The 19645-nt window shown below is 60.2% G+C and carries 20 protein-coding genes; 11 read left to right on the top strand and 9 right to left on the bottom strand.

What is annotated here, in order from left to right; all coding sequences use genetic code 11:
* The first annotated feature begins 181 nt into the window (after positions 1–181).
* The 6 genes from tusD to PMI35_RS11010 all read left to right on the top strand — a co-directional run bounded on the left by tusD (position 182) and on the right by PMI35_RS11010 (position 3650).
* Entirely contained in the window at positions 182–574 is a 393-nt protein-coding gene (gene tusD, locus PMI35_RS10985) for a sulfurtransferase complex subunit TusD (RefSeq protein WP_008062056.1), read from the top strand.
* A 1-nt stretch (position 575) separates the two neighbouring features.
* Positions 576–938 carry a sulfurtransferase complex subunit TusC gene (gene tusC / locus PMI35_RS10990; protein ID WP_008062055.1) on the top strand — a complete coding sequence of 121 codons (363 nt, stop codon included), beginning with the start codon at positions 576–578 and terminating at the stop codon, positions 936–938.
* A complete protein-coding gene (gene tusB / locus PMI35_RS10995; protein WP_008062050.1) occupies positions 938–1231 on the top strand; it encodes a sulfurtransferase complex subunit TusB in 294 nt (97 codons plus the stop codon). The genes tusC and tusB overlap by 1 nt, the downstream gene beginning before the upstream one ends.
* Complete coding sequence (locus PMI35_RS11000; protein WP_008062047.1) at positions 1228–1563, top strand: TusE/DsrC/DsvC family sulfur relay protein; 336 nt, start codon at positions 1228–1230, stop codon at positions 1561–1563. Before tusB ends, PMI35_RS11000 begins: the two co-directional genes overlap by 4 nt.
* Positions 1560–2561: a glycosyl transferase family protein gene (locus PMI35_RS11005; protein ID WP_008062045.1), complete on the top strand. Its 1002-nt coding sequence runs from the start codon at positions 1560–1562 to the stop codon at positions 2559–2561. Before PMI35_RS11000 ends, PMI35_RS11005 begins: the two co-directional genes overlap by 4 nt.
* A 90-nt stretch (positions 2562–2651) precedes the next feature.
* Positions 2652–3650 (top strand): glutathione S-transferase family protein, encoded by a 999-nt coding sequence (locus PMI35_RS11010; protein ID WP_008062043.1) that lies wholly within the window; start codon positions 2652–2654, stop codon positions 3648–3650.
* Between the two features lie 127 nt (positions 3651–3777).
* Here the strand turns inward: PMI35_RS11010 and cysG are convergent, their stop codons facing one another.
* From cysG to PMI35_RS11040, 6 genes are all read right to left on the bottom strand, one after another.
* Complete coding sequence (gene cysG, locus PMI35_RS11015; RefSeq protein WP_008062041.1) at positions 3778–5172, bottom strand: siroheme synthase CysG; 1395 nt, start codon at positions 5170–5172, stop codon at positions 3778–3780.
* Positions 5173–6453 (bottom strand): serine--tRNA ligase, encoded by a 1281-nt coding sequence (serS, locus tag PMI35_RS11020; RefSeq protein ID WP_008062040.1) that lies wholly within the window; start codon positions 6451–6453, stop codon positions 5173–5175.
* Between the two features lie 15 nt (positions 6454–6468).
* Positions 6469–6843 (bottom strand): fluoride efflux transporter CrcB, encoded by a 375-nt coding sequence (gene crcB / locus PMI35_RS11025; RefSeq protein ID WP_008062037.1) that lies wholly within the window; start codon positions 6841–6843, stop codon positions 6469–6471.
* On the bottom strand, positions 6843–8165 hold the full coding sequence (locus PMI35_RS11030; protein WP_008062035.1) for a replication-associated recombination protein A: 1323 nt from the start codon (positions 8163–8165) through the stop codon (positions 6843–6845). The genes crcB and PMI35_RS11030 overlap by 1 nt, the downstream gene beginning before the upstream one ends.
* Positions 8166–8309: 144 nt before the next feature.
* Positions 8310–8933, bottom strand: a complete 624-nt coding sequence (gene lolA / locus PMI35_RS11035) for an outer membrane lipoprotein chaperone LolA (protein WP_008062032.1) — start codon at positions 8931–8933, stop codon at positions 8310–8312.
* Positions 8934–9001: 68 nt separating this feature from the next.
* Positions 9002–11443 carry a DNA translocase FtsK gene (locus PMI35_RS11040; protein WP_008062027.1) on the bottom strand — a complete coding sequence of 814 codons (2442 nt, stop codon included), beginning with the start codon at positions 11441–11443 and terminating at the stop codon, positions 9002–9004.
* A gap of 272 nt (positions 11444–11715) precedes the next feature.
* Here PMI35_RS11040 and trxB point away from each other — a divergent pair, with 272 nt between their 5' ends.
* The 4 genes from trxB to infA all read left to right on the top strand — a co-directional run bounded on the left by trxB (position 11716) and on the right by infA (position 14513).
* A complete protein-coding gene (gene trxB, locus PMI35_RS11045; protein WP_008062025.1) occupies positions 11716–12675 on the top strand; it encodes a thioredoxin-disulfide reductase in 960 nt (319 codons plus the stop codon).
* A gap of 63 nt (positions 12676–12738) precedes the next feature.
* Positions 12739–13419 (top strand): leucyl/phenylalanyl-tRNA--protein transferase, encoded by a 681-nt coding sequence (gene aat / locus PMI35_RS11050; protein WP_008062023.1) that lies wholly within the window; start codon positions 12739–12741, stop codon positions 13417–13419.
* Positions 13420–13475: 56 nt separating this feature from the next.
* Complete coding sequence (locus PMI35_RS11055) at positions 13476–14183, top strand: arginyltransferase (RefSeq protein WP_008062021.1); 708 nt, start codon at positions 13476–13478, stop codon at positions 14181–14183.
* Between the two features lie 111 nt (positions 14184–14294).
* Entirely contained in the window at positions 14295–14513 is a 219-nt protein-coding gene (gene infA / locus PMI35_RS11060) for a translation initiation factor IF-1 (RefSeq protein ID WP_002553999.1), read from the top strand.
* Between the two features lie 227 nt (positions 14514–14740).
* Here the strand turns inward: infA and clpA are convergent, their stop codons facing one another.
* A complete protein-coding gene (clpA, locus tag PMI35_RS11065; RefSeq protein WP_008062019.1) occupies positions 14741–17011 on the bottom strand; it encodes an ATP-dependent Clp protease ATP-binding subunit ClpA in 2271 nt (756 codons plus the stop codon).
* A gap of 30 nt (positions 17012–17041) precedes the next feature.
* Entirely contained in the window at positions 17042–17425 is a 384-nt protein-coding gene (clpS, locus tag PMI35_RS11070) for an ATP-dependent Clp protease adapter ClpS (protein ID WP_008062017.1), read from the bottom strand.
* 225 nt (positions 17426–17650) lie between these two features.
* On the opposite strand from clpS, the gene cspD reads away from it, so the two are divergent.
* The gene (cspD, locus tag PMI35_RS11075) at positions 17651–17917 is read left to right on the top strand and encodes a cold shock domain-containing protein CspD (RefSeq protein ID WP_008062016.1); all 267 of its coding nucleotides are present in this window, start codon (positions 17651–17653) and stop codon (positions 17915–17917) included.
* Between the two features lie 81 nt (positions 17918–17998).
* Here cspD and icd read toward each other — a convergent pair whose 3' ends face one another.
* The gene (gene icd, locus PMI35_RS11080; protein WP_007951441.1) at positions 17999–19255 is read right to left on the bottom strand and encodes an NADP-dependent isocitrate dehydrogenase; all 1257 of its coding nucleotides are present in this window, start codon (positions 19253–19255) and stop codon (positions 17999–18001) included.
* Positions 19256–19645 lie beyond the last annotated feature (390 nt).

Here is a 19645-nt window from a genome sequence, read left to right as displayed (position 1 = left end):
AGGCCGCCATCGCTGGCAAGCCAGCTCCCACAAGGCTTTGTGGGATGCCTAAGATCGCAGGTTCATCGCAAACCCTGTGGGAGCTGGCTTGCCAGCGATGGGGCCCGTATAGGCGACATCGATTTAGCCCCAACGCCGATAAAGCTTTATCATGGCCGCAGTTTCGCTGATCGAGTCCGCCATGAAGTTCGCCATCGCCGTATTTTCCGCCGCCCATGCGCCCTCCTCGCGCCGCGCCTTGCTGTTCGCCCAGGCGCTGCTCGCCGGCGGGCATGAGATTGTCCGGCTGTTTTTCTACCAGGATGGCGTGTACAACGCCTCCAGCAGCGTGGTCACGCCCCAGGACGAGCTGGATGTACCCAAACAATGGCGCACCTTCGTCGGCGAAAACCAGCTCGATGGCGTGGTGTGCATCGCCGCCGCCTTGCGCCGTGGGGTGTTGAACGAGGAAGAAGCCAAGCGCTACCAACGCGAGGCTGTCGCCGTCGGTGCGCCGTGGGAATTGTCCGGGCTCGGCCAGTTGCATGATGCGGTGCAAGACGCGGACCGCCTGATCTGCTTCGGAGGTGCGTGACATGGCCAAATCCTTGCTGATCATCAGCCGCCAGTCGCCGTGGTCCGGGCCGGGCGCGCGGGAAGCGCTGGACATCGTCCTGGCGGGCGGCGCCTTCGATCTGCCGATCGGCCTGCTGTTTCTCGACGACGGCGTATTCCAGCTCGCCACCCGTCAGAGCGCCAAGGCCCTGCAACAGAAAGACCTGAGTGCCAACCTGCAGGCACTGCCGATGTTCGGCGTCGAAGAACTGTTTGTCTGTGCCGACAGCGCTGCCGAACGTGGCCTGGACCCTGGCGCCTTGTCGCTGGAGGAAGCCCGCGTATTGGCCGCCCACGAAATCACTGCGCTCATTGACCGTTACGACCAGGTGATCACCCTCTGATGTCGACTTTGCATGTGTTGTCTCATTCCCCGTTCGGCGACGACCGCCTGAACAGTTGCCTGCGAGTGATCGGTAACAACGACGCGCTGCTGCTGTGTGGCGACGCGGCCTATGCCCTGCAGCCAGGCACCGCACCTTTCACGGCGCTGAATGCCCGCGGTCTGCCGCTCTACGTTCTGGCCGAAGATGCCCAGGCCCGGGCTATCGAGGTTCCGGACTGGGCAACGGCTGTCGATTATCCGGCCTTCGTCGAACTGTCGATCCACCACGACAAGGTCAACAGCTGGCTATGAATGTATTGACGGTCGGCGCGCGCGCCATCGAGCTGGACAAGGACGGTTTCCTGCTGGAGCTCAGTGACTGGTCGGCGGACGTCGCCAGTGCCCTGGCCGCCGCCGAAGACATCGAGTTGAGCCCCGAGCACTGGGAAATCCTCGAACTGCTGCGCAGCTTCTACGCTGAATTCCAGTTGTCGCCGGCCACCCGGCCGCTGATCAAGTACACCGCATTGAAACTCGGCCCGGACAAAGGCAACAGCCTGCACCTGAACCGACTGTTCAAAGGCACCCCTGCCAAACTCGCCGCGAAACTGGCGGGCCTGCCCAAACCGACGAATTGCTTATGACCGACTACCCAGCGTTGACCCTCGAAACGCCTGCCGAGCACCCGTTCGCCCAATTCGTGCGCATCCTCGGCAAAGGCAAGCGTGGCGCCCGCGACCTGACGCGTGAAGAAGCCCGCACCGCCATGGGCATGGTGCTCGACGACAAGGTCGAGGACACCCAGCTCGGCGCGTTCCTGATGCTGTTGCGCCACAAGGAAGAAAGCGCGCAGGAAATGGCAGGTTTTACCGAGGCCCTGCGCGAACGCTTAAAAGCGCCGGCACTGGCGGTCGACCTCGACTGGCCGACCTATGCCGGCAAGAAGCGGCATCTGTCGTGGTACATGCTGGCGGCCAAGTGCCTGGCGCAGAACGGTGTGCGGGTGTTCATGCACGGCGGCGGCGCGCACACCGCCGGTCGGCTCTACAGTGAACAATTGCTCGATGAGCTGAACATCCCGTTGTGCCGCGACTGGCAGCAAGTCGGCGTGGCGCTGGACAACGGCGGCCTGGCCTTCATGCCGTTGGTGGACTGGGCACCGCAACTGCAACGCATGATCGACCTGCGCAACACCCTCGGCCTGCGCTCGCCGATCCACTCGCTGGCGCGGATTCTCAACCCGCTGGGCGCCCGTTGCGGCCTGCAAAGCATCTTCCACCCCGGTTACCAGGCGGTGCATCGCGATGCCAGCGGACTGCTCGGCGACACCGCGATCGTGGTCAAGGGCGATGGCGGCGAGATCGAGATCAACCCCGACGCCGACAGTCACCTGTACGGCACCAGCGGCGGCGAGAGCTGGGATGAGGAGTGGCCGCAACTGTCGAGCCAGCGCCACGTCAAGCCCGCCAGCCTGGAACCGGCGCACCTGAAGGCCGTGTGGCGTGGCGATGTGGTAGACAGCTACCCGCAAATGGCCCTGATCTCGACCATGGCCCTGGCGCTGCGGGGCCTTGGCCAGAGTCGCGAGCAGGCGTTCGAGACCGCCCAGAAATTCTGGGACGCGCGGGATAAATCGATTTAGTCGATCATAACCCGGCAAACTTTGCGCTATTTTATCGAACCTATCAGCATAGACTCCTCTCCAACGCTTATCGGTTGAGGAGTCTCGGACATGGGTTTGTTAGTTGAAGGTCGCTGGCAGGACAAATGGTACGAAAGCAAGGACGGCACGTTCCAGCGCGAACAGGCGCAGCGCCGAAACTGGGTCACCGCTGACGGCCAACCCGGCCCCAGTGGCATCGGTGGTTTTGCCGCCGACCCTGGGCGCTATCACCTCTACGTATCCCTCGCCTGTCCGTGGGCCCATCGCACGCTGATCCTGCGCAAACTCAAGGGCCTGGAAAGCCTGATCGATGTGTCGGTGGTCAGCTACCTGATGCTGGAGAACGGCTGGACGTTCGACAAGTCCCACGGCTCCACCGGCGACAAACTCGATCACTTTGACTTCATGCACCAGCGCTACACCGCCGATACCGCCGACTACACGGGCCGCGTCACGGTGCCGGTGCTCTGGGACAAACAGCAAAAGCGCATCGTCAACAATGAGTCGGCGGAAATCATCCGCATGTTCAATGGCGCCTTCGATGAGCTGACCGGCAATGGCCTTGATTTCTATCCGGCACCGTTGCGCGGCGAGATTGACGCGCTGAACGAGCGGATCTATCCGGTAGTGAACAACGGCGTGTACCGCGCCGGGTTTGCCACCTCGCAATCCGCTTATGAACAAGCCTTCGATGAACTGTTCGCAGAACTGGATCGGCTGGAGCAGTTGTTAAGTGCCAACCGTTACCTGACCGGCGAGTACCTGACCGAAGCGGACATTCGCCTGTTCACCACGCTGATTCGTTTCGACGCGGTGTATTTCGGTCACTTCAAGTGCAACCTGCGGCGCATTGCCGATTATCCGAACCTGTCGAACTGGCTGCGGGAGATTTACCAGTGGCCGGGGATTGCCGAGACGGTGGATTTCGAACACATCAAAAACCACTACTACGGCAGCCACAAGACCATCAACCCGACGGGGATCGTGCCCAAAGGGCCGCAGCAGGATTTCACCGCGGCCCATGATCGGGAGCGGTTGAGCGGGAAAGGGGTTTGGCGCAAGGCCTGAGATTTGTTTTTGAGGGCCTCATCGCTGGCAAGCCAGCTCCCACAGGGATTTGTGTGATGCCAGAGATTGCAGCTTCACCAAAGAACCTGTGGGAGCTGGCTTGCCAGCGATGGGGCCAATGCGGTGTTCAGACTTGTGATTGAGCCCCTTCAAACCACGCCAGTTTCTCGCGCAGTTGCACCACTTCCCCAACGATCACCAACGTCGGCGCATGCACTTCATGCTCCGCCACCAGCCGTGGCAGGTCCGCCAACGTGCCGGTAAACACCCGCTGATTGACCGTGGTGCCCTGCTGGATCAACGCCGCCGGGGTATCCGCGCCGCGACCATGCTTGATCAACTGTTCGCAGATGCTCGGCAAGCCCACCAGCCCCATGTAGAACACCAGAGTCTGCGCCGGCGCGACCAGATCGGCCCACGGCAGATCGGTGGAACCGTCCTTCAGGTGGCCGGTAATGAACCGCACCGACTGTGCGTAATCACGGTGAGTCAGCGGAATTCCGGCATAGGCCGCACAACCGCTGGCAGCCGTGATGCCCGGTACGACCTGGAACGGGATGCCATGGGCCGCCAGTTCTTCGATCTCTTCACCGCCACGGCCGAAGATGAACGGATCGCCGCCCTTCAACCGCACCACACGCTTGCCTTGCTTCGCCAGATCGACCAATTGTTGGTTGATCTGGTCCTGCGGCACGGCGTGATCGGCGCGGCGCTTGCCGACGTAGACACGCTCGGCATCGCGCCGGCACAACTCGAGAATCGCCGGTGCGACCAAGCGGTCGTACAGCACCACGTCGGCTTGCTGCATCAGGCGCAGGGCACGGAAGGTCAGCAGGTCCGGATCACCGGGACCGGCACCCACCAGATACACCTCACCGGTGGCCACCGGCGCTTCTCCAGCGATTTTCGCCTGCAGCAAACGCTCGGCTTCGCCGCCCTGCCCGGCCAGTTGCCGGTCGGCAATCGGGCCCTGGAACACGTCTTCCCAGAACGCGCGACGTTGCTGCACGTCCGGGAACAGCTTTTTCACCTGGTGACGGAAACCCGCCGCCAGGTCAGCCAGCTGACCGTAGGTCGAAGGAATCCAGGTTTCGATCTTGGCGCGGATCAAACGCGCCAGCACCGGCGCATCGCCACCGCTGGACACGGCAATGATCAGCGGCGAACGGTCGACGATGGCCGGGAAGATCACGCTGCACAAGGCCGGCGCGTCCACCACATTGACCGGCACGCAACGCCGATGGGCATCGGCGGACACTTGAGCATTGAGCGCTTCGTCGTCGGTGGCGGCAATGATCAGCGCGCAACCGTCCAGATCCGTCTCGAGGTAACCGCGCGTCAGGCACTCGCCAGCGCTGGCGCTGACCAGTTCGCGCAGCTGCGTTTCGATTTCAGGTGCGACCACCCGCAGCAGCGCACCGGCATCGGCCAGCAGGCGGGATTTGCGCAAGGCAATTTCCCCCCCACCGACGACCAACACACGACTGCCGCGAAGGTTATGGAACAGCGGCAGATAGTTCATTTAGCCGATGACCTCAAGGCCACCCATGTACGGCTTGAGCACCTCAGGTATACGGATCGAACCGTCGGCCTGCTGGTAGTTCTCCAGCACCGCCACCAGGGTACGACCGACTGCCAGGCCGGAACCGTTCAGGGTGTGCACCAGTTCCGGTTTGCCGGTTTCCGGATTGCGGAAACGCGCCTGCATACGACGGGCCTGGAAATCGCCGCAGTTGGAGCACGAGGAGATTTCGCGGTATTTGTCCTGGCTTGGAATCCACACTTCCAGGTCATAGGTCTTGACCGCGCTGAAGCCCATGTCGCCGGTGCACAGCGCGATGGTGCGGTAAGGCAGTTCCAGCAGTTGCAGGACTTTCTCGGCGTTAGCGGTCAGGCCTTCCAGCGCTTCCATCGAAGTCGACGGCTCGACGATCTGCACCATCTCGACCTTGTCGAACTGGTGCTGGCGGATCATGCCGCGGGTGTCGCGACCCGATGCACCGGCTTCACTGCGGAAGCACGGCGTGTGGGCAACGAACTTGATCGGCAGCAGTTTCGAATCGACGATTTCGCCGGCGACGATGTTGGTCAGCGACACTTCGGCGGTCGGGATCAGGTACAGGTCGGCTTCGCCTTCGCGCGCGATCTTGAACAGGTCTTCTTCGAACTTCGGCAGTTGACCGGTGCCTTGCAGCGCCGGGGCCTGGACCAGATAAGGTGTGTAGGCCTCTTCGTAGCCGTGCTCGGTGACGTGCAGGTTGATCATGAACTGCGCCAGGGCGCGGTGCAGGCGGGCGATCGGGCCACGCAGCAACGCAAAGCGCGCGCCGGACAGCTTGGCGGCGGTCTCGAAGTCCAGCCAGCCAAATTTTTCACCCAGGGCAACGTGGTCCTGCACCGGGAAATCGAATGCGGTCGGCGTGCCCCAGCGGCGCACTTCGACGTTGCCGTCTTCGTCGTCGCCGATCGGCACCGATTCGTGCGGCAGGTTGGGAATACCCAGCACGATCGAGTCCAGCTCGGTCTGGATCGCGTCCAGTTCGGTTTTACCGGCACCCAACTCGCCCGCCATGCGCTCGACGTCGGCCATCAACGGCGCGATGTCTTCGCCGCGCTGCTTGGCCTGACCGATGGATTTGGAGCGCGCGTTACGTTCAGCCTGCAGGGCTTCGGTGCGGGTCTGGACGGTCTTGCGCTGTTCTTCCAGCGCTTCGATGCGCGCGACATCCAGGGTAAAACCACGGGATGCCAGGCGGTCGGCTACGTCCTGAAGGTTGCTACGTAACAGTTTGGAATCGAGCATGTCGGTCTCTCGTTATCAAAGTTTGGTCAAGGACAGGCCAGCCCAGGTGGCGAGCAGCCCGCCGAATACGCTGATGGCAGCATAGCCCAGGGCCAGCGGCACCTGCCCGCTTTCCAGCAGGCGCACCGTATCCAGTGAAAAGGATGAAAAAGTCGTCAGCCCTCCGAGGAAGCCGACGATCAACCCGGCGCGCACCTCGATCGGCACCTCCGGGCGTAGCAAAAACAGACCGTATAAAACGCCGATCAGCAAACAGCCGACGATATTAACGGCCAGCGTCGCGGTATAGAAGTGCCGCGGCCAATTAGCGTTGATCCAGTTACCCGTGGCAAAGCGTAGCAAGGTGCCGGCCACACCGCCGGCGGAAACCGCAAGGATCAGGGGAAGCACTATTTTCTCCGCTGCCGGGGGCTCAAACGGTCAAGTTTCGCCAGGTGATTGAGCTTTTCGCCAATCTTCAGCTCCAGGCCACGGGGCACCGGCTGATAGAACGGGATAGGGTCGAGTTCTTCCGGAAAGTAGTCTTCCCCGGCGGCGTAGGCATCGGGCTCGTCGTGGGCATAACGGTATTCGTCGCCGTAGCCGAGCTGTTTCATCAGCTTGGTCGGCGCATTGCGCAGGTGCAGCGGCACTTCCAGCGAACCGTGTTCGGCGGCGGCACGCAGTGCGGTCTTGAAGCCCATGTACACCGCGTTGCTTTTCGGCGCGCAAGCCAGATAGGTGATGGCCTGCGCCACCGCCAGCTCGCCTTCGGGGCTGCCGAGGCGCTCCTGCACTTCCCACGCCGCCAGGCACAGGCTCAGCGCACGCGGGTCGGCATTGCCGATGTCTTCGCTGGCCATGCGCACCACGCGTCGGGCCAGGTACAGCGGATCGCAACCGCCATCGATCATGCGCGCGAACCAGTACAACGCACCGTCGGGGTTGGAGCCACGCACGGATTTGTGCAGCGCGGAGATCTGGTCGTAGAACGCTTCGCCACCCTTGTCGAAACGCCGACGGGTATCACCGAGCAGGCTTTGCAGCAGCTCGGTGCCGATCTCGCTGTTGTCTTCAGCCAGGTCCGAGGCGTTTTCCAGTAGGTTGAGCAAGCGCCGGCCATCGCCATCGGCGGCCGACAAGAGCATCTGGAAGCCTTCGTCGCTGAGGGTCAGGTTGCGCTTGCCCAGGCCGCGCTCTTCGGTCAGCGCGCGATGCACCAGTTTGCGCAACGCGGTTTCGTCGAGGCTTTTGAGCACATAGACCCGCGCGCGGGACAGCAAGGCGTTGTTGAGTTCGAACGAGGGGTTTTCCGTGGTCGCGCCGATGAAAATCAGCGTGCCGTCTTCGACATACGGCAGGAACGCATCCTGCTGGGACTTGTTGAAGCGGTGCACTTCGTCGACGAACAGAATCGTTCGCCGGCCGTACTGGGCGGCCTGCTGCTTGGCGATTTCCACCGCCTGACGGATTTCCTTCACCCCGGCGAGCACCGCCGACACCGTTTCGAAATGCGCCTCCGAGACTTCCGCGAGCAGCCGCGCCAGGGTGGTCTTGCCCACCCCGGGCGGCCCCCAGAAAATCATCGAATGCAGGGCACCCTGCTCCAGCGCTTCGCGCAAGGGCTTGCCGCGAGCGAGCACGTGTTCCTGACCGACATACTCGTCCAGGTTGGTCGCGCGTAAGCGGGCGGCCAGGGGCTGGGCGATCGGGGCACTGCGAAACAGGTCCATCACAACTTATGAAACCTCACTGGGTCCTGATGCCTATCAGATCCCTGTGGGAGCGGGCTTGCCCGCGATAGCGTCGGCACATCCAGCATCAATGTGCCTGACAAACCGCCATCGCGGGCAAGCCCGCTCCCACAGGTTCGGTGATTACTCCTGGATCACGTCCGCACCCTTGGGAATGTCGAACTTGAACTTGGAGGCCGGGATCGGCTCGTTGGCCTTCACCCCGGTGAACAGGATATTGGTGCGCTGGCCGACACTGTCGATCAGCTGCATGTCATTGACCAGGCCATTGCGGAACGACAGGCGCAGGCTGTCGAACAGGGTGTCCTTGGTTTTCGGCTTCAAGGTGAAGTCGATCACGCCGCCGGCTTCCTTGGCGCTGATGTCGAAGCTCTGGCTGATCTTCGAAACGTCACCGGACAGCAGCAGTGCTGGCGTCTGGGTCAGGCGCTGATCGAGGTTCTTGATGGTGGCCTGCTCCAGGTCCGGGTCCCACAGGGTGACCTTTTTACCGTCGGAGACCATGGTCTGCTCGGCTGGCGCATTGGTGTGCCAATAGAACAGGCCCGGGCGCTGCAGCGACATCTCACCGGCGGTTTCCTGCAGCTGGGTACCGGTGCCGTCCAGGGTCAGCTGGGAGAAACGCGCGGTCAGGGTCTGGGATTTTTCCAGCAATTGGGTCAGGCGTGCCACGTCCTTGTCATCGGCGTGGGCCGAGAGCGTGCTCAAAGCCAGTACCGGCAGCAACAGCATGCGGATCAGACGCATGGGAGTCCTCATAACATTCGTGGGAGTGCGGGCAGCGCCTCGAGGCGCCGCCCCTTTTCAGTATCGGGTCAGTCGCGTACCGGGCCGGGGGCCAGGACTTCACGCGAACCGTTGGTGTTCATGGACGTCACAACCCCGGCCATTTCCATGGCTTCGATCATGCGTGCGGCGCGGTTGTAGCCGATCTTCAGCTTGCGCTGAACCGCTGAGATGGACGCGCGACGGCTTTCCAGGACGAACTGTACTGCTTCGTCATACAGCGCGTCGGCCTCGGGATCATCGCCATCGCCGCCACCGCTGCTGCCTTCAAAGCCGCTGCCGGCCTCTTCGACACCGTTGAGGATGTCGTCGTTGTACTCCGGCGCACCGCGCAGTTTCCAGGCCTCGACCACGCGGTGAACCTCGTCGTCGGACACGAACGCGCCGTGAACCCGGATCGGCAGGCTGGTGCCCGGCGGCATGTACAACATGTCACCGTGACCCAGCAGTTGCTCGGCGCCGCCCTGGTCGATAATGGTCCGCGAGTCGATCTTGCTCGACACCTGGAACGCCATACGGGTCGGGATGTTCGCCTTGATCAGGCCGGTGATCACGTCCACCGACGGACGCTGGGTCGCGAGGATCAGGTGGATGCCCGCCGCCCGCGCCTTCTGGGCGATACGGGCGATCAGTTCTTCAACCTTCTTGCCGACGATCATCATCATGTCGGCGAATTCGTCGACAACCACCACGATGGTCGGCAGCTTCTGCAGCAATGGCGCTTCGTCATGGATGCTTTCGCGCTTGTACAGCGGGTCGCTCAACGGCTCGCCGGCGTCCTGGGCTTCCTTGACCTTGGCGTTGAAGCCGGACAGGTTACGCACACCCATCTTCGCCATCAGCTTGTAACGCCGCTCCATCTCGGCGACGCTCCAGCGCAAGGCGTTGGCGGCGTCCTTCATGTCGGTGACCACCGGGCACAGCAGGTGCGGAATGCCTTCGTAGATCGACAGTTCGAGCATTTTCGGGTCGATCATGATCAGCTTGGCGTCATCCGGGCCGGACTTGAACAGGATCGACAGGATCATCGCGTTCACACCCACCGACTTACCGGAACCGGTGGTACCGGCTACCAGCAGGTGCGGCATCTTCGCCAGGTCAGTGATCACCGGCTTGCCGCCGATGTCATGGCCCAGGGCCAGGGTGACCGGGGACTTGAAGTTGTCGTACTCGGGGGTCGACAGCACTTCTGAAAAGCGCACGATCTGCCGGTCTTCGTTGGGAATCTCGATACCGACCGTGGTCTTGCCCGGAATCACTTCCACCACCCGCACGCTGGTCACGGCCAGGGAACGCGCCAGGTCTTTCGCCAGGTTGGAGATACGGCTGACCTTGACCCCGGCCGCCGGCTGGATCTCGTAACGGGTAATCACCGGCCCCGGGTGAATCGAATCCACGGTGACTTCGACGCCGAATTCCTTGAGCTTGATTTCCAGCAGGTGGCCGACGGCCGCCAGGGATTCGGGCGAGTAATTGAGTTGTTTCTTTTCCGCCGGGTCGAGAATCGAGATCGGCGGCAAAGTGCCTTCCACGGCGCTGTCGACGAACAACGGCGCCTGTTTTTCTTTTTCCACGCGCTTGCTCGGCGCTGGCGGCTTGGGTGGCGCCGGGGCGATCACCGGCGGCACCTGCTTCTCGCGCTCGGACATGTGCTTGCTCAGGGCTTGCTCGCGTTCGATCAGGCGCTCCTTGACCTTGGCCTGTTCACGCTTGTCGGTGACGGACGGCGCGACCACATCGTGCACGCGCTCATCGACTTCACGCAGCTGCGCCACCAGTTGCTTGCGCTCGTTACGGGCCGCCCACCAGCGATTGGCGGCGCCCTGGAACAATTCGAACAGGTCGAGGGTGATCTTGCCGGTGACGTCCATCACCTTGAACCATGACAGGTCGGTGAACACCGTGAGACCGAACAGGAACAGGGCGATGAACAGCAGCGTGCTGCCCTGGATGTTCAGCGCGTTCTTCGCCAGGTCGCCAAGGCTCTCGCCCAGCGCCCCGCCTGCGCCGGCCGGCAGACCGGTCGCGGCATGGAAATGGATGTGCGCCAGCGCGGCACCGGACAGCACCAGGAACACCAGGCCGATCAAGCGCCAGGAGAACAGCCAGCCGCTCCACTCCCACGGCTCGTGGCGCTGGCGGAAGATCTGATAGGCCTTGATCGCCAGCAACAGCGGGAAGATGTAGGCAAAGTAACCAAGCACCATGAACAGGATATCGGCGCTGTAGGAGCCCGCCGGGCCGCCGAAGTTCTGTACGTCGTCGATCTTGCTGTTATGGCTCCAGCCCGGATCGTCCTTGCCATAGGTCAGCAAGGCCATCATCAGGAACAGGCACAGCGCACCGATGGCGATCAATGCACCTTCCTTGAGGCGGTAGTGCAAGTGCTGGCGCCAGAGTGGAACAACTGTCTTGGGTGCTGCGGTGGATTTCTTCAAAACCTGTTTTTCCTGCGCCAATGGCGCGTCCATCTGTTGAATGACTATAAAACTGCCCAATCCAGGCAGGTAAAAAAGTTAACAGGCGTAACCGGGACTACTTTTAACACTGCGCATCGGTATTCATAAATACGAGACACGATGCCGATTTTGTTACAAACACTGTTACAGCCAGGCATTGTACGGGTTTGTACGTGCGATGCCATGCTGGCAACTCTTGGGTGTAGCATAGTCAACAGCACATTACGTGCGACTCAATTTGAGCACGCATTCTCTTTTGTGACAAAGGCTTATGAGGTGTTTTTATGAGTGTAGCGAAGCATTCCCGCCTGATCATCCTCGGTTCCGGCCCCGCGGGTTACAGCGCAGCCGTGTATGCCGCTCGCGCCAACCTCAAGCCCGTTGTCATTACCGGCATACAGGCAGGTGGCCAGCTCACCACCACCGTGGAAGTCGATAACTGGCCAGGCGATGTCGAAGGCCTGACCGGCCCGGTCCTGATGGAGCGCATGCAAAAACACGCCGAGCGCTTTGCCACCGAGATTGTTTACGACCATATCCATACCGCCAAGTTGCAACAGCGCCCCTTCGAACTCATCGGTGACAGCGGCACTTACACTTGCGACGCACTGATTATCGCCACTGGCGCTTCGGCACAGTACCTGGGCCTACCCTCGGAAGAGACCTTTGCCGGCAAAGGGGTTTCAGCCTGCGCGACCTGCGACGGCTTCTTCTACCGCAACCAGGTGGTCGCGGTGGTGGGCGGTGGCAATACCGCCGTTGAAGAGGCGCTGTATCTGTCGAACATTGCCAGCGAAGTCCATCTGATCCACCGTCGCGACAAGTTGCGTTCGGAAAAGATTCTTCAGGACAAACTCTTTGAAAAAGCCGCCAAGGGCAATATTCGCCTGCACTGGAACCAGAATCTGGACGAGGTGCTGGGCGACGCCAGCGGCGTGACCGGCGCGCGCCTGCGCGACAGTCATACCGGCGCAATCAGCGAACTGCCGCTGACCGGCGTGTTCATCGCCATCGGCCACAAGCCCAATACCGACCTGTTCGCCGGTCAACTGGAGATGCTTGACGGCTATCTGCTGGTAAACGGTGGCAGCGAAGGCAATGCGACGGCCACCGCCATAGAAGGCGTATTTGCCGCAGGTGACGTCGCCGATCACGTCTATCGCCAAGCGGTCACCTCCGCCGGCGCCGGCTGCATGGCCGCCCTGGACGCGGAAAAATACCTCGACGACATTCCCGCTGTTTGACGGCACACTTCACGGCGGGCCCGACGCCCGCCATCGCCCTCCCCTTCTGTAAGCCCTGACGCCATGCTGACCTGGTTACAACGCAACACCCTGACGTTCCCGGCCCTGGAAAAGGCCATGCGCGATCCCAATGGATTGCTGGCGGCCGGTGGAGACCTGTCCGCCGACCGACTGATCCAGGCCTACCGCCACGGCTGTTTCCCCTGGTTTTCCGAGGGCCAGCCGATTCTCTGGTGGTCGCCGGACCCTCGCACCGTGTTGTTTCCCGATGAACTGCACGTATCCCGCAGCCTGAACAAACTGCTGCGCCAACAACGCTACCAGGTGACCTTCGACCAGGATTTTGCCGCGGTCATCCGCGCCTGCGCCGCTCCCCGGGAATACGCGGACGGTACCTGGATCACCGAAGCCATGCAGGACGCCTACATCGAACTGCACAAACGCGGCCATGCGCATTCGGTGGAGGTCTGGGACCAGGATGAACTGGTGGGCGGGCTGTATGGCCTGGCGATGGGCCAGCTGTTTTTCGGCGAATCCATGTTCAGCCTGGCTGACAATGCCTCGAAATTTGGCTTTGCCACACTGGTGCGACATCTGAAAGACTCGGGTTTCGTGCTCATCGATTGCCAGATGCCCACCGACCATTTGCACAGCCTGGGTGCGCGAGCGATTCCGCGCCGGGTATTTGCCGATTACCTGGCACGGCATCTGGACCAGCCCAATCGCGCAACCTGGGTTTGCTGAGCGACTTTTGCCCGTGTGGCTTACACTTATTCAAAAGCTTATCCCGAGGGTTGATCATGACCGAGTTGGCGCGCTTGAAGTTTTATGCCACTCAACCCCACTCCTGCAGCTATCTGCCCGAGGAGCAGGCCACAACCCTGTTTCTCGACCCTAGCCAGCCCATGGATGTGCATGTGTACGCAGATCTGTCTGAAATGGGTTTTCGGCGCAGCGGCGACCACCTGTACCGTCCGCATTGCCAGAATTGCAATGCGTGCGTACCGGCGCGCATTCCTGTAGGGCAATTCACCCCCAATCGTCAGCAGAAACGCATTTTCAAACGCAACGCCGACTTGCAGGTGCGCCCCGCCAAGCCAGGTTTCAGCGAAGAGTATTTCGATCTTTACCAGCGCTACATCGAAGAACGCCATGCCGATGGCGACATGTACCCGCCCAGCCGCGATCAGTTTTCCACCTTCCTGGTCCGCGACCTGCCTTTTTCACGGTTCTACGAATTTCGCCTCGAGGGTCGACTACTGGCCATTGCCGTCACCGATCTTCTGCCGAACGGTCTGTCAGCGGTCTACACCTTCTACGAGCCCGCCGAAGAGCGCCGCAGCCTGGGGCGCTACGCCATCCTCTGGCAAATCGCCGAAGCCCGGCGCCTGGGACTGGACGCGGTTTACCTGGGCTACTGGATCAAGAACTGCAAAAAAATGAGCTACAAGACCCAGTATCGCCCCATCGAACTGCTGATAAACCAGCGCTGGGTCGTCCTGAACTAGAGCAAGCCCTAAACCCCTTGGCTTAAACACCACTTTTCGGGCACAATGCACGCCGCTTTTGCCTGGCGCAGTTGCACCGGGCCATTCATTGGACACCGAGGGCTTTACTGCATGTCGAAAGAAGACAGCTTCGAAATGGAAGGCACTGTCGTCGACACCCTGCCCAACACCATGTTTCGTGTGGAGTTGGAAAATGGGCACGTCGTAACCGCGCATATTTCCGGCAAGATGCGCAAGAACTACATTCGTATTCTTACCGGTGACAAAGTGCGCGTCGAGCTGACGCCCTATGACTTGAGCAAAGGGCGCATCACTTACCGCGCTCGCTAATCAAGTCAATACAAGACGCCCGGCTTATGCCGGGCGTTTTTGTTTGCCTAGGATTTCATTGCCCCCCTGTAGGAGTGAGCCTGCTCGCGATAGCGTCATTTCAGCCAACATTGACGTCACTGACATACCGCCATCGCGAGCAGGCTCACTCCTACAGGGGATCGCGGTGATTTGACAGGCAACAAAAAGGCGCCAATCGGCGCCTTTTTGTTTTGCTGCGTTTAACGTCAGGCCATTTCAGCCGTGGTCTCGAACTCGAAGGTCAGCTCGCCGTCCTTCAGATCGATATGAACCACGCCACCATGGTCGGCCAGTTCGCCAAACAGGATCTCTTCCGCCAGCGGACGCTTGATCTTGTCCTGGATCAAACGCGCCATTGGGCGAGCGCCCATAGCCGTGTCGTAGCCAGTTGCCGCCAGCCAGCCTCGTGCAGCGTCGGTCACTTCCAGCTGCACGCGCTTGTCTTCCAGCTGCGCCTGAAGTTCGGTAAGGAACTTGTCCACCACGCTCTTGATGACCTCATGACTGAGGCGACCAAACTGGATGATGGTGTCCAGACGGTTGCGGAACTCTGGGGTGAAGCTCTTCTTGATCACTTCCATCGCATCGGACGAGTGGTCCTGATGGGTGAAACCGATCGAAGCGCGGGCTGCGGTTTCGGCACCGGCGTTGGTCGTCATGATGACGATCACGTTACGGAAGTCGGCCTTGCGCCCGTTGTTATCGGTCAGCGTCCCGTGGTCCATGACCTGCAGCAGCAGGTTGAAGACTTCCGGATGCGCCTTCTCGATTTCATCGAGCAACAGCACGCAGTGTGGCTGCTTGGTGATGGCTTCGGTCAGCAGACCGCCCTGGTCGAACCCGACATAGCCTGGAGGCGCACCGATCAGACGCGATACGGTGTGGCGCTCCATGTACTCGGACATGTCGAAGCGAATCAATTCGACACCCAGCGCCTTGGCCAACTGACGCGCCGCTTCGGTTTTACCGACACCGGTAGGACCTGCGAACAGGAACGAACCCACTGGCTTGTCAGGCGACTTGAGGCCGGCACGGGACAGCTTGATCGCGGTCGCCAGCGAATCGATCGCCGCATCCTGACCAAACACCGTCAGCTTCAGGTCACGCTCAAGGTTACGCAGCAGCTCTTTGTCGGAACTGGTGACGTGTTTTGGCGGAATCCGTGCGATTTTCGCGACGATATCCTCGACTTGAGGCACTTCGATGCGTTTCACCCGCTTTTCCACGGGCTGCAGGCGCTGGAAGGCACCCGCTTCGTCGATGACGTCGATGGCTTTGTCCGGCATGTGCCGGTCATTGATGTAGCGCGAAGCCAGCTCGGCAGCGGCGCGCAGGGCCTCATCACTGTATTCGATATTGTGATGGGTCTCGAAACGCCCTTTCAGGCCGCGCAGGATACCGATGGTGTCTTCCACCGAAGGCTCCGACACATCAACCTTCTGGAAGCGCCGGGCCAGGGCTCGGTCCTTCTCGAAGATCCCGCGGAATTCCTGGAAGGTGGTCGAACCGATGCAGCGGATATCACCGGACGACAGCAGCGGCTTGAGCAGGTTCGAAGCATCCATGACGCCACCGGACGCGGCACCCGCACCGATGATGGTGTGGATTTCGTCGATGAACAGGATCGCCTGCGGACGTTTTTTCAGCTCATTGAGCAACGCCTTGAAGCGCTTCTCGAAATCGCCGCGGTATTTGGTCCCGGCCAGCAAGGCACCCAGGTCAAGGGAGTAAACCACGCTGTTGGCCAGCAGGTCCGGCACCTGGTTGTCGACAATGCGCTTGGCCAGGCCTTCGGCAATCGCGGTTTTACCCACGCCTGCCTCGCCCACCAGCAACGGATTGTTCTTGCGACGACGCGCCAGGATCTGGGCGACGCGCTCGACTTCCAGCTCACGGCCTACCAATGGGTCGATTCGACCCTGGCGCGCGAGTTCATTTAGGTTGCTGGCATAAGCATCCAGTGGATTGCCTGAAGATGAAGACTCACCGCCCTCGTCGTCCTGCATATCTTGCTCACCCTCAGAGTGATCGCCGTGCCCTGGCACCTTGGAAATGCCGTGGGCGATGTAGTTGACGACATCGATACGGGCAACGCTCTGCTGTTTCAGCAGGAACACTGCCTGACTCTCTTGCTCACTGAAGATCGCGACCAGCACGTTGGCGCCAGTCACTTCGCGTTTGCCCGAGCTCTGTACGTGAAACACAGCACGTTGCAGTACACGCTGGAAGCCCAGGGTTGGCTGGGTTTCGCGATCCTCGTCATGCACGGGGATCAATGGCGTGGTGGAGTCGATGAACTCCTGCAGGTCATGCTTGAGTTTGTCGAGGTTTGCGCCGCACGCACGCAAAACGGTGGCGGCAGCCTCATTGTCCAATAGGGCCAGCAGAAGATGTTCGACGGTCATGAATTCATGACGCTTCGAACGAGCCTCCTTGAAGGCAAGATTGAGGGTGACTTCGAGCTCGCGGTTTAACATAGCTTCACCTCATACCCAAGTGGTCGGCGATTAACCGTCCTTCTCGATTTCACAGAGTAGCGGATGCTGGCTTTCCCTGGCGTACTGGTTGACCTGCATGGCCTTTGTCTCGGCGATGTCGCGGGTAAACACTCCACATACTGCCCGTCCTTCTGTATGGACGGCCAGCATGACCTTGGTCGCCAGCTCGCGATTCAGGTTAAAAAACACCTCGAGCACTTCGACGACGAAATCCATCGGTGTGTAGTCATCATTGAACAAAACCACCTTGTACATCGGCGGTGCCTGTAAAGCAGGCTTGGCCTCCTGAACAGCAATGCCTGCGGAATCGTCGTCGTGTTCCTCCGGGCGGTCTTTCTGGAGAAACGGGCGATCCTGATTGAATGTTAGTCGAATCTGGCTGATTGCATGCATGGAAAGAAAGGTTCGTCAGTTGTGCAAATACAGTGGTGGGGGCGGTCTTGGGCGATTTCAACTCCGACTGCCTGGTCACCTTGACTATCGGCAAAACGGTGTTACAACCAATAGAGCCCACAGTGGGTAAAAAAGGTCCGCGGAGTCAACTTTTTTTCCTAAGAAGTGACTGCGGATGTACTGGATGATACTCCAGTGATGGAGTCTGTTGCAGAGGGAGTTGGTATGTCAGGTGTCAAGGTGAGCGGCAAGGTGAAATGGTTCAACAACGCCAAGGGTTACGGTTTCATCAACGAGGACGGCAAAACGGAAGACCTGTTTGCTCACTACTCGGCCATTCAAATGGAAGGTTATAAAACCCTGAAAGCCGGCCAGGCTGTCGTATTCGAAATCATCCAGGGACCCAAAGGGCTGCATGCCGTGAATATCGGCAACCCTGTAGATGCTTCGATAGCTACAACACCTGCCACGCAACAGACAGTTACGGTTTAACGAAAAACCGTCATCCAGTCATAAAAAAACCGCCCGACTCATTCATCTGAATCGGGCGGTTTTTGTACGCCTGTCGTTTGCTTACATGTGTTTGATCAGTGCTTCACCGAACCCGGACGACGAAACCAGCGTGGCGCCTTCCATCAGGCGCTCGAAGTCATAGGTCACGGTCTTGGCCTTGATCGCGCCATTGGTGCCCTTGATGATCAGGTCCGCCGCCTCGGTCCAGCCCAGGTGACGCAGCATCATTTCCGCCGAAAGAATCACCGAACCCGGGTTGACCTGGTCCTTGCCGGCATACTTCGGCGCAGTACCGTGGGTAGCCTCGAACATGGCCACGGTGTCGGACAGGTTGGCACCTGGCGCGATACCGATGCCGCCCACTTCCGCCGCCAGGGCGTCGGAGAGGTAGTCACCGTTGAGGTTCAGCGTGGCGATCACATCGTATTCGGCCGGACGCAGCAGGATCTGCTGGAGCATAGCGTCGGCGATGGCGTCCTTGACCACGACTTCGCGGCCGGTTTTCGGATTCTTGAATTTCATCCACGGGCCGCCGTCGAGCAACTCGGCGCCGAATTCTTCTTTCGCCACCTCATAGCCCCAGTCCTTGAAGGCGCCTTCGGTGAATTTCATGATGTTGCCCTTGTGCACGATGGTCAGCGACTTGCGATCGTTATCCACCACATATTGCAGGGCCTTGCGCACCAGACGCTTGGTGCCTTCTTTCGAAACCGGCTTGATGCCGATGCCGCAGTCCTGGTCGAAACGGATCTTGGTGACGCCCATTTCTTCTTTCAGGAACTTGATGACTTTGGTGGCTTCCGGCGAGCCGGCCTTCCACTCGATACCGGCATAGATGTCTTCGGAGTTCTCGCGGAAGATCACCATGTCCACGTCGCCGGGCTTTTTCACCGGGCTTGGCACACCTTCGAACCACACCACCGGCCGCAGGCACACATACAGGTCCAGTTGCTGGCGCAGGGCAACGTTGAGCGAGCGGATACCGCCACCGACCGGCGTGGTCAGCGGGCCCTTGATGGAGACTACGTAATCTTTAACGGCATCCAGGGTTTCCTGGGGCAGCCAGGTGTCCTGGTCGTATACCTGGGTGGCTTTCTCGCCGGCATAGACCTCCATCCAGGAAATCTTGCGCTTGCCCCCATAGGCCTTTTCCACGGCAGCATCGACAACCTTGATCATGACGGGGCTGACGTCGACGCCAATGCCGTCGCCTTCAATGAACGGGATGATCGGATTATCAGGAACATTGAGAGAATGGTCTGCATTGACGGTGATTTTGTCGCCGACGGCTGGAACCTGAATCTTCTTGTAACCCATGCTGAACTCCATTGATTGGATTGAACATCTGGCTTGGTTCGAGCGTAACCCAGTTAAATCGGCGCGCAAACCCTATGTTCTATTCATATGCCGCAAAGCCATACAACCCGCGAGCTACAAGCCTGAAAGCAAAGGGAAAAACGCCAAACTCAAGCACGATGAATGACATTACGCGCTGCTCGTCCCTGCGACCTTTAGACCAATGGACGACAATCGATGTGTATGAAGCATCGGCAGATTGCCAGCTACCTATGTATAATGCTGCCGCTGACTAAAGGGTCACGTCAGGCTGAACAGCTCTACGACGAGTGTTTCCGCCCGATGAGAGGGTCTGCTACCGCAGCCCTTCTGCTTGACGCCCTACTGATGCACCCAACATCACAGCAACGA

Source organism: Pseudomonas sp. GM78 (assembly GCF_000282475.1).
Lineage (GTDB): Bacteria > Pseudomonadota > Gammaproteobacteria > Pseudomonadales > Pseudomonadaceae > Aquipseudomonas.
Note: the sequence above shows the minus strand (reverse complement) of the source record. Positions and strands in the feature narration are given on the sequence as shown.

Coding starts and splice junctions, on each gene's coding strand:
- tusD (WP_008062056.1), top strand. CDS start 182: ATGAAGTTCGCCATCGCCGTATTTTCCGCCGCCCATGCGCCCTCCTCG.
- tusC (WP_008062055.1), top strand. CDS start 576: ATGGCCAAATCCTTGCTGATCATCAGCCGCCAGTCGCCGTGGTCCGGG.
- tusB (WP_008062050.1), top strand. CDS start 938: ATGTCGACTTTGCATGTGTTGTCTCATTCCCCGTTCGGCGACGACCGC.
- PMI35_RS11000 (WP_008062047.1), top strand. CDS start 1,228: ATGAATGTATTGACGGTCGGCGCGCGCGCCATCGAGCTGGACAAGGAC.
- PMI35_RS11005 (WP_008062045.1), top strand. CDS start 1,560: ATGACCGACTACCCAGCGTTGACCCTCGAAACGCCTGCCGAGCACCCG.
- PMI35_RS11010 (WP_008062043.1), top strand. CDS start 2,652: ATGGGTTTGTTAGTTGAAGGTCGCTGGCAGGACAAATGGTACGAAAGC.
- cysG (WP_008062041.1), bottom strand. CDS start 5,172: ATGAACTATCTGCCGCTGTTCCATAACCTTCGCGGCAGTCGTGTGTTG.
- serS (WP_008062040.1), bottom strand. CDS start 6,453: ATGCTCGATTCCAAACTGTTACGTAGCAACCTTCAGGACGTAGCCGAC.
- PMI35_RS11030 (WP_008062035.1), bottom strand. CDS start 8,165: ATGGACCTGTTTCGCAGTGCCCCGATCGCCCAGCCCCTGGCCGCCCGC.
- lolA (WP_008062032.1), bottom strand. CDS start 8,933: ATGCGTCTGATCCGCATGCTGTTGCTGCCGGTACTGGCTTTGAGCACG.
- PMI35_RS11040 (WP_008062027.1), bottom strand. CDS start 11,443: ATGGACGCGCCATTGGCGCAGGAAAAACAGGTTTTGAAGAAATCCACC.
- trxB (WP_008062025.1), top strand. CDS start 11,716: ATGAGTGTAGCGAAGCATTCCCGCCTGATCATCCTCGGTTCCGGCCCC.
- aat (WP_008062023.1), top strand. CDS start 12,739: ATGCTGACCTGGTTACAACGCAACACCCTGACGTTCCCGGCCCTGGAA.
- PMI35_RS11055 (WP_008062021.1), top strand. CDS start 13,476: ATGACCGAGTTGGCGCGCTTGAAGTTTTATGCCACTCAACCCCACTCC.
- infA (WP_002553999.1), top strand. CDS start 14,295: ATGTCGAAAGAAGACAGCTTCGAAATGGAAGGCACTGTCGTCGACACC.
- clpA (WP_008062019.1), bottom strand. CDS start 17,011: ATGTTAAACCGCGAGCTCGAAGTCACCCTCAATCTTGCCTTCAAGGAG.
- clpS (WP_008062017.1), bottom strand. CDS start 17,425: ATGCATGCAATCAGCCAGATTCGACTAACATTCAATCAGGATCGCCCG.
- cspD (WP_008062016.1), top strand. CDS start 17,651: ATGTCAGGTGTCAAGGTGAGCGGCAAGGTGAAATGGTTCAACAACGCC.
- icd (WP_007951441.1), bottom strand. CDS start 19,255: ATGGGTTACAAGAAGATTCAGGTTCCAGCCGTCGGCGACAAAATCACC.